This window comes from Rathayibacter festucae DSM 15932 (assembly GCF_004011135.1).
In the GTDB taxonomy this organism is placed as follows: domain Bacteria; phylum Actinomycetota; class Actinomycetes; order Actinomycetales; family Microbacteriaceae; genus Rathayibacter; species Rathayibacter festucae.
On sequence record NZ_CP028137.1, the window covers coordinates 1756424 to 1770799 of the forward strand.

Consider the following 14376-nt stretch of genomic DNA (forward strand, 5'->3'; position numbering starts at 1 on the left):
GCCGAGATCAGCTCGCGGCGGTGCGGGTCGCGGCGAGGCGGCCGAGGCGGGTGCGTGCGGCGCGCTCGCTGGGCGAGACGCGGCCGAGGTACAGCTCGAGGGAGCGCATCAGCAGGCGGGTCGCGGTGATCGCGGGCCACCACGGGCGGCGGAGGCCGAGGAGGCGGCGCACCTCGGGCGACAGCGAGGCGGTGGCGCCGGCGAAGAGCAGCGGGTAGATCAGCCCGGCCTCCCCGGGGAGCTTCACCGTCCGGAGGAACTCGACCGCCTCGTGCACGCGCTCGTCGGGACGCAGCTCGCCCGCGAACCCGGCCAGCTGCTCGCGCAGCTCGGTGACGCTCTCGGGCGGGTTCTCCACCCCGAGCAGGCGACCGGACGCGGCCCACTCGCGGACGTAGGCGTCGGCGCCGCCCGGGATCGGACCGCCCCACAGCTCGTGCGCGCCGAGGAACGCGTCGGTGAAGGCGTCGTGCACCCAGAGCAGCAGCCGCGGATCCTGGGCCGAGTAGTGCCGCTCGACGTCGGCGGCGTCCTGATAGGTGCCGACGATCCGCTCGTGCACACCGGTCACCCAGCGGGCGGCTCCGGAGGCGGTGGCGGTGTCCCCGAAGCTGGTGGTCAGCACCCAGCGCACGGTGTTGTCGAGGCGGCCCATCGGGTCCTCGCGGTAGCGGGAGTGGTCGTGCACGCCGGCCATCGCGCCCGCGTGCAGCGTCTGCATCAGCAGCGCGCGGACGCCGGCGACCATCGTCGGCATCGCGCCGTTGACGGCCCAGACGGCGCTGCCGGGGCCGAAGAGGCCCGCGTCGTCGCCCGTCTCCAGGGCGGCGACCCAGTCGGGGCGGGGGCGGGGACGGCGTCGACTCATCCATCGAGTCTGCGCTCGGATCCTGGGTGCGACCGTCTCTTCCCTCACTCCGCCAGGGGTGCTACAGGGCCGGAGGTTCCCGGGCCGCCGGGCTCGTCCGAGGTCCTCGGATCAAGCCAGGAGGTGCCGGGCCCGCCTCACTCCCCCAGCAGCTCGCGCAGGTCGTCGGCGGTGAGCGCCTGCGCGAACAGCTCGCCCTCGTCGAGGACGGCGGTGCTCAGACGAGCCTTGCGCTCCTTCAGCCGGACGATCTTCTCCTCGATCGTGTCCTTCGCGACCAGTCGGTAGACGTTGACCCGGCGCTCCTGGCCGATGCGGTGCGCGCGGTCCACCGCCTGGGCCTCGGCGGCGGGGTTCCACCAGGGGTCGAGGATGAAGACGTGGTCGGCCTCGGTCAGCGTGAGTCCCGTCCCGCCCGCCTTCAGGCTGATCAGGAACACCGGCGCGGCTCCGGAGCGGAACTCGTCGATCACCGCGCCCCGGTCGCGGGTGGAGCCGTCGAGCTGCACGAACGGGATCCCCCGCCGCCGCAGCCGCTCGGCCGCCCGCTCCAGGTACGAGGTGAAGGTGCTGAAAACGAGCGCCCGGCGCCCCTCGGCCAGCACGTCGTCGAGCTGCTCGATCAGCGCGTCGAGCTTGGCGGAGGGCACGTGCCGGTAAGCGGGATCGACCAGCGAGGCGTCCAAAGCGAGCAGGCGGAGCAGCGTGAGCGAGCGGAACACGGTGAAGCGCTGGCGGTCGAGGTCGTCGACCAGCCCGAGGAGCTTCCGCCGCTCGCGCTGCAGATAGCCGTCGTAGAGCACGCGGTGGCTCGGGGCGAGGGTGACCTCGAGGGTCTGCTCCTGCTTCTCGGGCAGCTCGGGCGCCACCGCCTCCTTCGTCCGGCGCAGGAGGAACGGGCGGATCCGTCGGCGCAGCCGGTCGAGGCGCCGCCGCGCTCCCTCGGAGTGCGAGATCGTGCGCCCCGCCGACAGGTCCGGCGAGGCGATGCCGACCGGCTCGTCCGCGTGCACGATCGGGCGGGTGAACTCCTCCCGGAAGCGCCGCAGCGACGGCAGGAGACCGGGCGCGGTCAGCGCGAGGACCGCCCACAGCTCGTCGAGCGAGTTCTCGAGCGGCGTGCCGGTGAGGGCGAGGGTGATCGGCGCGCCGACGCCGCGGGCGGCCCGGTGCGCCTGCGAGGACGGGTTCTTCACGAACTGCGCCTCGTCGAGGACGAGGGCCGACCACTCCCGCTCGGCCCACTGCTCGCCGGCCAGGCGGAGCACCGCGTAGCTGGTGACCACGACGTCGAGATCGGCCGGCAGGGCGGCGAGGGTGTCGCCGCGCCCGTCCCGGGTGCTGGTCACCGCCGCGACCCGGAGCGACGGGGCGAAGCGGGCCGCCTCCGAGAGCCAGCCGGGCAGCACCGAGGTCGGCGCGACCACGAGGAAGGGCGCGGCGCGGACTCCGGCGGCGCGCGCCTCCTCCACCGCCTGGAGCATCATCGCGAGGGTCTGCAGCGTCTTGCCCAGCCCCATGTCGTCGGCGAGGATCCCGCCGAGCCCGTGCCTGCGGCGGTGCACGAGCCAGGAGTAGCCCTCGCGCTGGTACGAGCGCAGCTCTCCGGTGAGGCCGGCCGGCGGCTCGACGTCGACCGGCGCACCGGCCGCCAGAGCGTTCTCGAGCACGTCCTTCCAGGCGTCGGAGGCGGTGCTCGCGTCGGCGAGCTCGTCCAGCTCCTCCCAGAGCGCGGTCTGGTGCCGGCCGATCCGCGGGCCGGTCTCCCACTCCTCCAGCTCGTCGGCGCGCTGCAGCAGCTCGCGGAGCCGGTCGAGGCCCGGGTGCGCGAGCGAGAGGTAGGAGTGGTCCACGAGCCGGATCCGGTCGCCGCCGTTCGCGAGCGCGCGGAACAGCGGGCCGAAGGGGACGCTCGCGTCGCCGATCGTGACCACGACGCCGAGGTCGAACCAGTCGGCGCTCTCGGTGTCCGCCGCGGTCAGCGTGAGGGTGAGCGGTCCGTTCAGCAGCCGGTAGTCGGGCTGCTTCCCCTCGCGCTCGATCCGCACGCCGCCGACGCCCTCGAGGAGTGGCAGCTGCTCGACGACGAAGACCGCCGCCGCCGCGCCGCGCAGGACCGAGGGCCGGTCGACGTCGGGGACGACGTCCGACTGCGCGGCGGCCAGGACGGTCCGGGCGCGGCGGAGGATCGAGTCCTCGAGCGCGTCGTCCCCGCCCCCGTCGAGCTCGCGCGCCCGGTCGGGGCTGCGCCGCCAGTGGAAGCCGACGCGGACGACGCGGCGCGGCTCGAACGAGACGGTGCAGACCAGCCGGGGCGGCTCCGGCTCGTCGAGCTCCATCCCGGCGTCCGCGCCCCGCACAGCGACGCGGCCGCGCAGGGTCGGCAGGTGCTCCGCCAGGAACTCGGCGACGTCCTCCGCCGGGATGCCCGTCGGCTCGGGATGGCGGAGCAGCCGCAGCTCCTCCTCATCGAGCGGCTGCGGGGTCGGCGCGAGCAGCAGCGCGGTCGGGTCGCCGGACTCCACCAGGTAGACGCCGTGCCGGGCGATCGGCCGGGCGGCCTCGAGCGGGCGCTCGCCGGCGTCGAGCCGGAGGACGGGAGTGAGCTCCAGGGCGCCCGCCTGATCGGACGCGACCAGGGCGACGTGCGCCGAGGCGGAGCGCGCGAGAGCACCCGTGCCGGTGGTGAGCAGCGGGATGCGCAGGCCCTCCGCCTGCTCGAGCAGCCGCCAGAGCAGCGGGCTCTCGTAGTCGTCGAGGTGGATCCAGTCCGGGTCCTGGCCGAGGTGCACGGTGCGGGTGGCCCGGTGCAGTGCGGCGAACTCGGCGAACCAGCGCTGGTGCGCCGGATCGAGCGAGAGCCGGTGGGTCTGGAAGTTCAGCGACTTCCAGGTCAGCGTCGTCCGGTTCCAGGCGCCGCCGCGGCCGGGCACGACCGGGCGGGTGGCGAGGCGGTGGTCGTCGCGCTCGGCGGGGTCGTAGGTCGCCGCGGTGACGCGCTCGCTCGTCGGCGCGCGCCACGGGTCGTCGGCGCGCCGGACCAGGCGGCGCAGCTCGAACTGCAGGCCGATCGGCGTGAGCGTCGGAGTCGGCTCTCCGGGGTCGCCGCCGCTGAGCTCGCCCACGCGGGCGCGCCAGGAGGCGGCGGACTTCTCGGGAGGCATCGCCCCATGCTGTCACGCCGGTCCGGCACCGATCCGCGGTCGGTGCGGCGCCGGTCACCGCGCCGGCCCGGGTCAGCGGCAGAATCGGAGGATGAGCAGCAACGACTCCCCCGAGCCCACCGTCCTCGCGATCGGCAGCCACGAGCTGCGCGTGGCGCTGACGACCGCGGGCGCCGAGATGACCTCCCTCCGCGACACCGAGAACCGCGAGTACCTCTGGCAGGCCGGCCCCGAGTGGCGCCGGCACGCTCCCGTGCTCTTCCCGATCATCGGGCGGCTGCCGGGCGACACCCTGCACCACGACGGCCGCGACCACCCGATGGGCCAGCACGGCTTCGCGCGCGACCGCGTCTTCGAGCTGGCCGGCGTCGGCGGCGACGAGGCCGTCTTCCGACTGCGCAGCGACGATGCGACCCGCGCGGTGTTCCCCTTCGACTGGTCGCTGCTGATCGCCTACGCGGTGACCGGATCGACGCTGCGGATCACGCAGACCGTCGAGAACCGCGGCACGGAGCCGCTCGGCGCCTCGGTCGGCAACCACCCGGCGTTCGCGCTGCCGCTGCCGGGGGCGACCGGTGAGCACCGGATCCGCTTCGCGCAGCCCGAGCCGGAGGGGTTCCGCCGCGCTCCCGAGAACCTGCTCGTCGCCGAGCGCCACCCGGCACCGCTCGAGGACGGCGTGCTCACGGTGGACGACGCGCACTTCGAGGAGGGCGTGCTGATCTTCGACGAGCCCCGCCGCCGCACGCTGACGCTCGAGGCCGACGGCGCGCGCTCGATCGCGGTCGACACCGGCGACTTCGACGTCGTCGGCGTCTGGAAGCCGGTCGGCGCGCCGTTCGTCTGCATCGAGCCGTGGCGGAGCGTGCCGACGCCGGAGGGCTGGGACGGCGACATCGTCGACAAGCCGCGGCAGTTCGTGCTCGCCCCGGGCGAGCAGCACGCCTTCTCCTACAGCATCACGCTCAGCTGAGGCTCCTCGCGCTGCAGCTGCGCGTCGAGGAGCTCGAAGCGGCGGATGATCAGGCCCTCGCGGGTCGCCCACGGGCAGATCACGAGCGTCTCGACGTGCAGCGCCTCCATGGCCGCCTCGGCGACGAGCGCGCCGGCCAGCAGCTGCGGGGCGCGGAGCGTGGAGACGCCGGGCAGCGCCGAGCGGTCGGCCGCGCTGATCGCGGCGAGGCGGGAGGACCAGAGCCGCAGGTCGACGAGGTGCAGCTCGCGGCGGGCGAGCGGGCCGGCGGCGCTGGGAGCGGCGCCGGCGATCCGGGCCAGGGAGCGGAAGGTCTTCGAGGTGCCCGCGACGAGGTCGGGGGTGCCGAGGGCGAGGAAGGCGCGGACGGGCTCGGCGAGCACCTCGCGGGCGTGCCGGCGGGCGGCCTTGACGCTCGTGGCGGAGGCGGGGTCGCCGTCGAGGAGGTCGCGGGTGACGCGGCCGGCTCCGAGCGGCACCGAGACGGCGAGCTCGGGGACCTCGTCCACGCCCATGGACAGCTCGAAGGAGCCGCCGCCGATGTCGAGGTCGAGGATCGAGCCGGCGCCCCAGCCGAACCAGCGGCGCACGGCGAGGAACGTCGCGGACGCCTCGGCCTCGCCGCCGAGCTCCTGGAGGTGCACGCCGGTCTCGGTGCGGACGCGCTCGAGCACCGCGGCGCCGTTGCCGGCCTCGCGGATCGCGGAGGTGGCGAAGGCGAGCAGGTCCTCCGCGCGGTGGCGGCGGGCGACCTCGTGCGCCTCCGCGACGAAGGAGATCAGCTCGCGCTGCCCCTCCTCGGTGATGTCGCCCGCGGCGTCGAGGTACGCGACCAGCGCGAGGCTGCGCTTGTGCGACCGGTACGGCACGGGCCGCGCCCCCGGGTGCGCGTCGACGAGCAGCAGATGGACCGTGTTGGAGCCGATGTCGAGCACGCCGAGTCGCATGCCCCCACGCTAGCGCGGCCCGCAGCCGCCCCCGGACCGGCGGCGACGCCCCCGAGGATCGGCACCGCATCGTCGGGCACGAGCATGCCGATCGAGTAGCCCGCGGAGCGCGGCGTATCGAGATCCACCACGCCCGAACACAAGCCTGCAGACCCGCCCTGCCGACGACGCCGGGTCTCGATACGCCGCTGCGCGGCTACTCGACCAGCATGGAAGGGCGCGGCCCCCTGAAGGCGCCGCTGAACATGCTCGGCCGGGATCGGCAGCTGCTCATGCGGCGAGGAGTGGCTCGCGCCCCGAAGGGGCCGCGGCCCTTTCACCTGACGCGCTGGCGAGCGTGGGTCTCGATACGCCGCTGCGCGGCTACTCGACCAGCATGGAAGACCGCCGCGTGACTATTCGACCAGCATGATGACGCCGCTGCGCGGCTACTCGACCAGCATGGATGGCGCGGCCGCTCGATCAGCAGGAGCGGAAGCCCCCACCCCCGCTCGGGAGCGTGGCGCCCCGGAGGGGTCGCCACCCCTGCAGACCGGCCGCCGCTCCGCAGGGTCACCGGCGATCCGCGTGCCAGCGGATCGTCGTACCCGGAACGCGACCGGCCCCTGCCATCGCACCCCGTCGCCAAGCCGACGGCCGACGGACGACGAGGAACGAGGAGTCCGTCGCAGAAGGGCCCGGTCGCGCTAGCGACCGGGCCCTTCTGCAGGAACTCAGTGGTCCCAGTTCTCCACCGGCTCCGAGGAGCTGGAGGAGCCGACGACGTGCACGCGCATGTCGTTGGTGGTGCCGGCGCGTCCGGGGGGCGATCCGGAGACGACGACGACGGTGTCGCCGGCCTTCGCGAGGTTCTCGCGGAGGAGGACGGCGTCGACCTGGGCGAACATCGCGTCCGTGTGGTTCACGCGGGGCGTGACGTAGGACTGGACGCCCCAGTTGAGCGCCATGCGGCGGCGGACCGAGGGCTCGGGGGTGAAGCCGATGATCGGGATGCCGTGGCGCAGGCGCGTCATGCGGCGGACGGAGTCGCCGGACTCGGTGAAGACGCAGAGGAACTTGGCCTCGACGAACTCGGCGACCTCGGCGGCGGCGAGGGTGACGGAGCCGCCCTGGGTGCGCGGCTTGCTGCCGAGCGGGGGGATCCGCTCGAGGCCGTGCTCCTCGGTGGACTCGACGATGCGGGCCATGGTCTGGACGGTGACGACCGGCCAGGCGCCGACGCTGGTCTCGCCGGAGAGCATGACCGCGTCGGCTCCGTCGAGGATGGCGTTCGCGACGTCGGAGGCCTCGGCGCGGGTGGGGCGCGGGCTCTCGATCATCGACTCGAGCATCTGGGTCGCCACGATGACGGGCTTGGCCCAGCGGCGGGCGAGCTCGACGGCGTGCTTCTGCACGATCGGCACGGCCTCGAGGGGCAGCTCGACGCCGAGGTCGCCGCGGGCGACCATGATGCCGTCGAAGACGTCGATGATCTCCTGCAGGTTGTCGACGGCCTGCGGCTTCTCGATCTTGGCGATGACGGGGGCCTTGCGGCCCTCCTCCGCCATGATCTCGTGCACGCGGACGATGTCGCTCGCGTTGCGCACGAAGGAGAGCGCGATGATGTCGGCACCGAGGCGGATGGCCCAGCGGAGGTCGTCCTCGTCCTTCTGCGACAGCGCGGGCACGTTGACCGCGACGCCGGGCAGGTTGATGCCCTTGTTGTTCGAGATGTTGCCGGGGACGACGCACTCGGTGATGACGCGGGGGCCCTCGACGGCGGTGACGCGGACCGCGACCTTGCCGTCGTCGATCAGGAGCATGTCGCCGGGGTTCACGTCGTCGGGCAGGCCCTTGAACGTGGTGCCCGAGAGCTCCTTGGTGCCGAGGACGTCCTCGGTGGTGATGGTGAAGACGTCGCCCTCGGCGAGGGGGTACGGACCGCCCTCGAACTTGCCGAGGCGGATCTTGGGACCCTGCAGGTCGACCATGATCGCGACGGCGCGACCGGAGTCCTCGGCGGCCTTGCGCACGAGGCGGTAGATGCCCTCGTGCACGTCGTAGCTGCCGTGGCTGAGGTTCATGCGGGCCACGTCCACGCCGGCGTCGATGATCGCACGAATGGTCTCGTACGACGACGTTGCCGGGCCGAGGGTGGCGACGATTTTCGCTCGTCTCATTGAGGGGGTGCTCCGTTGTTCTGCGCCCGAGGGCGCGTCGATAGCGGGGAGGGTGAGCTGTGAAGCTGGCGCGCGAAGACTATCGCGTCCGTGGGACTAGAGCGTGAAGCCCCGGTCGTTGGGCCCGACGGGCGCGGGCAGCTGAGTGGTGCCTTCGAGGTAGCGGTCGATCTCGGCCGCGACGGAGCGGCCCTCGGCGATCGCCCAGACGATCAGCGACTGGCCGCGGCCGGCGTCCCCGGCGACGAAGACGCCCGGGACGCTGGTCTCGAAGCGGTCGCCGCGGACCACGTTGCCGCGGTCCGTGAAGGGGACCTCGAGCTGGCCGGCGAGGTGCTCCGACTCGGGGCCGGTGAAGCCCAGGGCCAGGAGGACCAGGTCGGCCGGGATCTCGCGCTCGGTGCCCGCCTTGGGCACGCGGCGGCCGTCGAGGTACTCGGTCTCGGCCACGCGCACGGCGCGGACCTCGCCGACCTCGTTGGCGAGGAACTCGACGGTCGAGGCGAGGAACACGCGCTCCCCGCCCTCCTCGTGGGCGCTGGCGATCTCGAAGACCGTCGAGTCCATCGGCCAGGGCTGGCTGTCCGGACGCTGCGACGGCGGCTGGGTGCCGATCGCGAGGTTGGTGACCGAGGCGGCCTTCTGGCGGTGCGCGGTGCCGATGCAGTCGGCTCCGGTGTCGCCGCCGCCGAGGACGACGACGTGCTTGCCCTCGGCCGAGATCTGCTCGAAGACGCGGTCGCCCGCGATGGCGTGGTTCGACTGGACCAGGTACTCCATCGCGAAGTGCACGCCGGCCAGGTCGCGGCCGGGGATCGGCAGATCGCGCGGCACCATCGCACCGGTGGCGACCACGACGGCGTCGTAGCGCGCGCGCAGATCGTCCCAGGTGATGTCCGTGCCGATGTCGACGCCGGCGCGGAAGCGGGTGCCCTCGGCCTTCATCTGGTTCAGGCGCAGCTCGAGGTGCTTCTTCTCCATCTTGAAGTCGGGGATGCCGTAGCGCAGGAGGCCGCCGATGCGGTCGTCGCGCTCGTAGACCGCGACGGTGTGCCCGGCGCGGGTGAGCTGCTGCGCGGCGGCGAGACCGGCGGGGCCGGAGCCGACGACGGCGACCGTCTTGCCGGTCAGGCGCTCGGGCGGGTGCGGCTGCACCCAGTCGTTGCCGAAGGCCTGATCGATGATCGAGACCTCGATCTGCTTGATCGTGACCGCGGGCTGGTTGATACCGAGCACGCAGGACGACTCGCAGGGCGCGGGGCACAGGCGGCCGGTGAACTCCGGGAAGTTGTTGGTCGCGTGCAGGCGCTCGATCGCCTGGCGGCCCTCGCCGCGCCACATCAGGTCGTTCCACTCGGGGATCAGGTTCCCGAGCGGGCAGCCCTTGTGGCAGAACGGGATGCCGCAGTCCATGCAGCGGCCGGCCTGCCGGCGCAGCACGGCGGTGTCGCCCTGCTCGTACACCTCTTTCCAGTCCATCAGCCGCACGGACACCGGGCGCCGCTTGGGCAGCTCCCGGTCCTGCACCTTCAGGAATCCCTTGGGATCAGCCACCGGTCACCTCCAGAATCCGTCCCCAGACGATGTCGCCGTCGGGGTCGAGCCCCTCCTCCACGGCGGATGCTCGCGTCGCGAGCACCGCGGCGAAGTCGCGGGGCAGTACCTTGACGAAACGCGAGACGGTTCCGTCGAAATCGTCGAGCATCCCCTGGGCCAGGGTCGACTCGGTCTCGGCCACGTGCCGCTCGAGCAGGTCGCGGAGGATCTCCACGTCGGCGCTGCCGAGCTCGGAGAGCGTCAGCTCCCCGGAGGCGATCGCGTCGCGGTTGACGAGCTCGCGGCTCAGGTCGTGGATGTAGGCGGTGCCGCCGGACATGCCCGCGCCGAGGTTGCGGCCGGTCGCGCCGAGGATGACGGCGAGCCCGCCGGTCATGTACTCGAGCGCGTGGTCGCCCACGCCCTCGACGACCGCCGTGGCACCGGAGTTGCGGACCAGGAAGCGCTCGCCGACCATTCCGCGGATGAACATCGTGCCCTGGGTCGCGCCGTAGCCGATCACGTTGCCGGCGATGACGTTCGCCGACGCGTCGAAGGTGCTGCGGCGGTCGGGCCGCACCACGATCTGGCCGCCGGAGAGGCCCTTGCCGACGTAGTCGTTCGAGTCGCCCTCGAGGCGCAGCGTGATGCCCGCGGGCAGGAACGCACCGAGCGACTGCCCGGCCGAGCCGCGCAGGTTCACCGTGATGGAGTCGGCCGGCAGCCCGTTCTCGCCGTAGCGGACGGTCACCTCGTGGCCGAGCATGGTGCCGACCGCGCGCTCGGTGTTCTTGATCTCGCGGTCGATCACCACGGTGCCGCGGTGGTCGAGCACGTTCGCGGCGAGGCGGATCAGCTCGTTGTCGAAGTGCTTCTCCAGCTCGTGCTCCTGCGCGCGGCCGTGGCGGCGCGGCTCCTCGGCGCGGAAGACCGGGCCGACCAGGATCGGCGTCAGGTCGAGCCCGCTCGCCTTCCAGTGCTCGATGGCGCGGTTGACGTCGAGCAGCTCGCGGTGGCCGACGATCTCGTCGATCGAGCGGAAGCCGAGCTGGGCGAGGTACTCGCGGACCTCCTGGGCGATGAACTCGAAGAAGTTGACGACGAACTCGGGCTTGCCGTTGAAGCGCTTGCGCAGCTCCGGGTTCTGCGTCGCGACGCCCACCGGGCAGGTGTCGAGGTGGCAGACGCGCATCATGATGCAGCCCTCGACGATCAGCGGGGCGGTGGCGAAGCCGAACTCCTCGGCGCCGAGCAGGGCCCCGATGACGACGTCGCGGCCGGTCTTCATCTGGCCGTCGACCTGCACCACGACGCGGTCGCGCATGCCGTTGAGCATCAGCGTCTGCTGGGTCTCGGCGAGGCCGAGCTCCCAGGGCGTGCCCGCGTGCTTGAGCGAGTTGACGGGGCTCGCGCCGGTGCCGCCGTCGTGGCCCGAGACGAGGATCACGTCGGCCAGGGCCTTGGCAGTGCCGGCCGCGACCGCGCCGATGCCCGACTGGCTGACGAGCTTCGCGTGGATGCGCGCCTTCGGGTTCGCCCGCTTGAGGTCGAAGATCAGCTGCTTGAGGTCCTCGATCGAGTAGATGTCGTGGTGCGGCGGCGGCGAGATCAGGCCGACGCCGGCGGTCGCGTGCCGGGTGCGCGCGATCCACGGGTAGACCTTGGTCGGCGGCAGCTGGCCGCCCTCGCCGGGCTTGGCGCCCTGGGCGAGCTTGATCTGGATGTCGTCGGCGTGCGTCAGGTACATGCTCGTGACGCCGAAGCGGCCCGAGGCGACCTGCTTGATCGCGGAGCGTCGCTCCGGGTCGAGCAGTCGCTCGGTGTCCTCGCCGCCCTCGCCGGTGTTCGACTTGGCGCCGAGGCGGTTCATCGCGATGGCGAGCGTCTCGTGTGCCTCCGGCGAGATGGAGCCGTAGCTCATCGCCCCGGTGGAGAAGCGCTTGACGATCGACTCGACCGGCTCGACCTCGTCGATCGGGACGGGGGTGCGGCCCTCCGTGTCGAGGGTGAACATTCCGCGGAGGGTCATCAGCGAGAGCGCCTGGTCGTCGACCATCTTGGTGTACTCGCGGAAGACGTCGTAGCGGCGGTTGCGGGTGGAGTGCTGCAGCCGGAAGACGGTGTCCGGGTTGAAGAGGTGCGGCGCGCCGTCGCGGCGCCACTGGTACTCGCCGCCGACCGCGAGGCGCTCGTGCGCGACGACCGCTCCGTCCTCGGGGTACGCGGCGCGGTGGCGAGCGGCGTTCTCCTCGGCGACGACCTCGATGCCGATGCCGCCGAGCTTGGAGGCGGTGCCGGTGAAGTACTGGTCGACGAAGACCTGGCTGAGGCCGACGGCCTCGAAGGTCTGCGCGCCGGCGTAGCTGGACACGGTCGAGATGCCCATCTTGGACATGATCTTGAGGACGCCCTTGCCGAGCGCCTTGATCACGTTCTTGACGGCCTTCTCGGGCGAGAGGTCCGAGATCATGCCGCTGCGGACGAGCTGCTCGCAGGTCTCCATCGCGAGGTACGGGTTCACCGCGGAGGCGCCGTAGCCGATCAGCGTCGCGACGTGGTGCACCTCGCGGACGTCGCCGGCCTCGACGACCAGCCCGACGCGCATCCGGTTCTCGGTGCGGATCAGGTGGTGGTGCACGGCGGCGAGCATCAGCAGCGAGGGGATCGGCGCGAGGTCCTTGGTGGAGTCGCGGTCCGAGAGCACCAGGAACTGCGCTCCGGCGGCGATCGCCTCGTCGGCCTCGGCGCACATCGCGTCGAGACGGTCCTGCATGGCGCGCGGGCCGGCGTCGACCCGGTAGAGACCGCGGATCGTCGTGGTGATGTGGCTGAGCGGGCGCGGCGCGATGTGCTGGATCTTGGCCAGCTCGTCGTTGTCGATCACCGGGAAGTCGAGGACGACCTGGCGGGCGTGCTCGGCGCCGGCCGAGAGCAGGTTGCGCTCCGGTCCGAGGCCGAGGCGCAGCGAGGTGACGACCTCCTCGCGGATGGAGTCGAGCGGCGGGTTGGTCACCTGCGCGAACGCCTGGGTGAAGTAGTCGAAGAGCAGCCTCGGGCGCTTGGAGAGCACCGCGACGGGCGTGTCGGAGCCCATGGCGCCGAGCGGCTCGGCGCCGGCCTTCGCCATCGGCAGCAGCAGCAGCCGCACCTCCTCCTCGGTGTAGCCGAAGGTGCGCTGGCGGCGGTTGACCGACGCGGGCGTGTGCACGATGTGCTCGCGCTCGGGCAGGTCCTTGAGGTTGATGCGGCCCTTGTCGAGCCACTCGTCGAAGGGACCGGAGTCCGCGAGCTGCGCCTTGATCTCCTCGTCCTCGACGATGCGGCCCTGCTCGGTGTCGACCAGGAACATCCGGCCCGGCTGCAGCCGGCCCTTGCGGACGATCTTCGCGGGGTCGATGTCGAGGACGCCGATCTCGCTGGCGAGCACGACGAGGCCGTCGTCGGTGACGACGTAGCGGCCGGGGCGCAGGCCGTTGCGGTCCAGCGTGGCGCCGACGAGGTCGCCGTCGGTGAAGACGATCGCGGCCGGGCCGTCCCACGGCTCCATGAGCATCGAGTGGTACTCGTAGAAGGCGCGGCGCTTCTGGTCGATCGCGGCGGCCTGGTTCTCCCACGCCTCCGGGACCATCATCATGATCGCGTGCGGCAGCGAGCGGCCGGCCAGCGTGAGCAGCTCCACCGTCTCGTCGAACGAGGCGGAGTCGCTGCGACCGGTCGAGACGATCGGGAACAGCGGCGAGAGGTCGCCGAGCTCGGCGCTCTTCAGCTGCGACTGGCGCGCGCGCATCCAGTTGCGGTTGCCCTGCACCGTGTTGATCTCACCGTTGTGCGCGATCATCCGGAACGGCTGCGCGAGCGGCCAGGACGGAAAGGTGTTGGTCGAGTAGCGGGAGTGCACCAGCGCGAGCTTCGAGGTGAAGCGCTCGTCCGAGAGGTCGGGGTAGAACGGCTCGAGCTGGAGCGTGGTGACCATGCCCTTGTAGACGAGCGTGCGGCTCGAGAGCGACATGAAGTACACCTCGAGCTCGCGCTCGACGCGCTTGCGCAGGCGGAAGGTGAGGCGGTCGAGGCGGAGCCCGGCCAGCGGCACGCCGGCCGCGTCGGTCAGCTCGCTCGACACGTAGAGCTGCTCGATCGCCGGCATGGCGGCGCGGGCGAGCGTGCCGATCTCGTCCGGCTGGACGGGGATGGAGCGCCAGCCGAGGACAGTGAGGTTCTCCTCCCGCGCCATCTCGGCGATGGTCGACTTGACCCGCTCGCGCTCGAAGACGTCGACCGGGAGAAAGGCGTTGCCGACCGCGTACTGCCCGACGGGGGGCAGCTCGACGGCCGCGACGGCCCGCAGGAAGTCGTCGGGGATCTGGGTGATGATCCCCGCGCCGTCGCCGGTGCCGGCGTCGGAGCCGACCGCGCCGCGGTGCTCGAGGTTGCGCAGCGCGTCGAGCGCGGCGTCGATGATGTCGTGCCCGGCCGTCCCGCGCATGGTGGCGACCATGGCGAGACCGCAGGCGTCCTTCTCGGCCGCCGGGTCGTACATCCCCTGCGCGGACGGGGTGCCGAGGAACGGCACGGCGGGGACGCGGGGCGAGGGCTGAACGGGAGCCATGGGGACCGTCCTCACGAGAGTCGTAGCGGATCGGGACGTCGCTGGCCCGCGGTGTGGTGGTGGAGGAGCGGCTCCCCGATCGGGAGGGCCGTGCATTCGGTGGTCGCGGAGCGGAGGTCTGGC

The 14376-nt window shown here is 72.5% G+C and carries 7 protein-coding genes; 1 reads left to right on the plus strand and 6 read right to left on the minus strand.

Annotated elements, in window-relative coordinates:
• Window positions 1-7: 7 nt before the first annotated feature.
• Together C1I64_RS08230 and C1I64_RS08235 are read right to left on the minus strand one after the other, a co-directional pair.
• The gene (locus C1I64_RS08230) at window positions 8-868 is read right to left on the minus strand and encodes an oxygenase MpaB family protein (protein WP_127886885.1); all 861 of its coding nucleotides are present in this window, start codon (window positions 866-868) and stop codon (window positions 8-10) included.
• A 137-nt stretch (window positions 869-1005) separates the two neighbouring features.
• Window positions 1006-4032, minus strand: a complete 3027-nt coding sequence (locus C1I64_RS08235) for a DEAD/DEAH box helicase (protein ID WP_127886886.1) — start codon at window positions 4030-4032, stop codon at window positions 1006-1008.
• Window positions 4033-4123: 91 nt separating this feature from the next.
• Here C1I64_RS08235 and C1I64_RS08240 point away from each other — a divergent pair, with 91 nt between their 5' ends.
• The gene (locus tag C1I64_RS08240; protein ID WP_127886887.1) at window positions 4124-5005 is read left to right on the plus strand and encodes an aldose 1-epimerase family protein; all 882 of its coding nucleotides are present in this window, start codon (window positions 4124-4126) and stop codon (window positions 5003-5005) included.
• On the opposite strand, the gene C1I64_RS08245 is transcribed toward C1I64_RS08240, so the two are convergent.
• The 4 genes from C1I64_RS08245 to gltB all read right to left on the minus strand — a co-directional run bounded on the left by C1I64_RS08245 (window position 4984) and on the right by gltB (window position 14253).
• On the minus strand, window positions 4984-5952 hold the full coding sequence (locus C1I64_RS08245; RefSeq protein WP_127886888.1) for a Ppx/GppA phosphatase family protein: 969 nt from the start codon (window positions 5950-5952) through the stop codon (window positions 4984-4986). The two genes, C1I64_RS08240 and C1I64_RS08245, sit on opposite strands and share 22 nt — an antisense overlap.
• 713 nt (window positions 5953-6665) lie before the next feature.
• Window positions 6666-8111 carry a pyruvate kinase gene (pyk, locus tag C1I64_RS08250; RefSeq protein ID WP_123446241.1) on the minus strand — a complete coding sequence of 482 codons (1446 nt, stop codon included), beginning with the start codon at window positions 8109-8111 and terminating at the stop codon, window positions 6666-6668.
• 96 nt (window positions 8112-8207) lie between these two features.
• Window positions 8208-9665, minus strand: a complete 1458-nt coding sequence (locus C1I64_RS08255) for a glutamate synthase subunit beta (protein WP_127886889.1) — start codon at window positions 9663-9665, stop codon at window positions 8208-8210.
• Window positions 9658-14253 (minus strand): glutamate synthase large subunit, encoded by a 4596-nt coding sequence (gene gltB, locus C1I64_RS08260; protein WP_127886890.1) that lies wholly within the window; start codon window positions 14251-14253, stop codon window positions 9658-9660. The genes C1I64_RS08255 and gltB overlap by 8 nt, the downstream gene beginning before the upstream one ends.
• Window positions 14254-14376 lie beyond the last annotated feature (123 nt).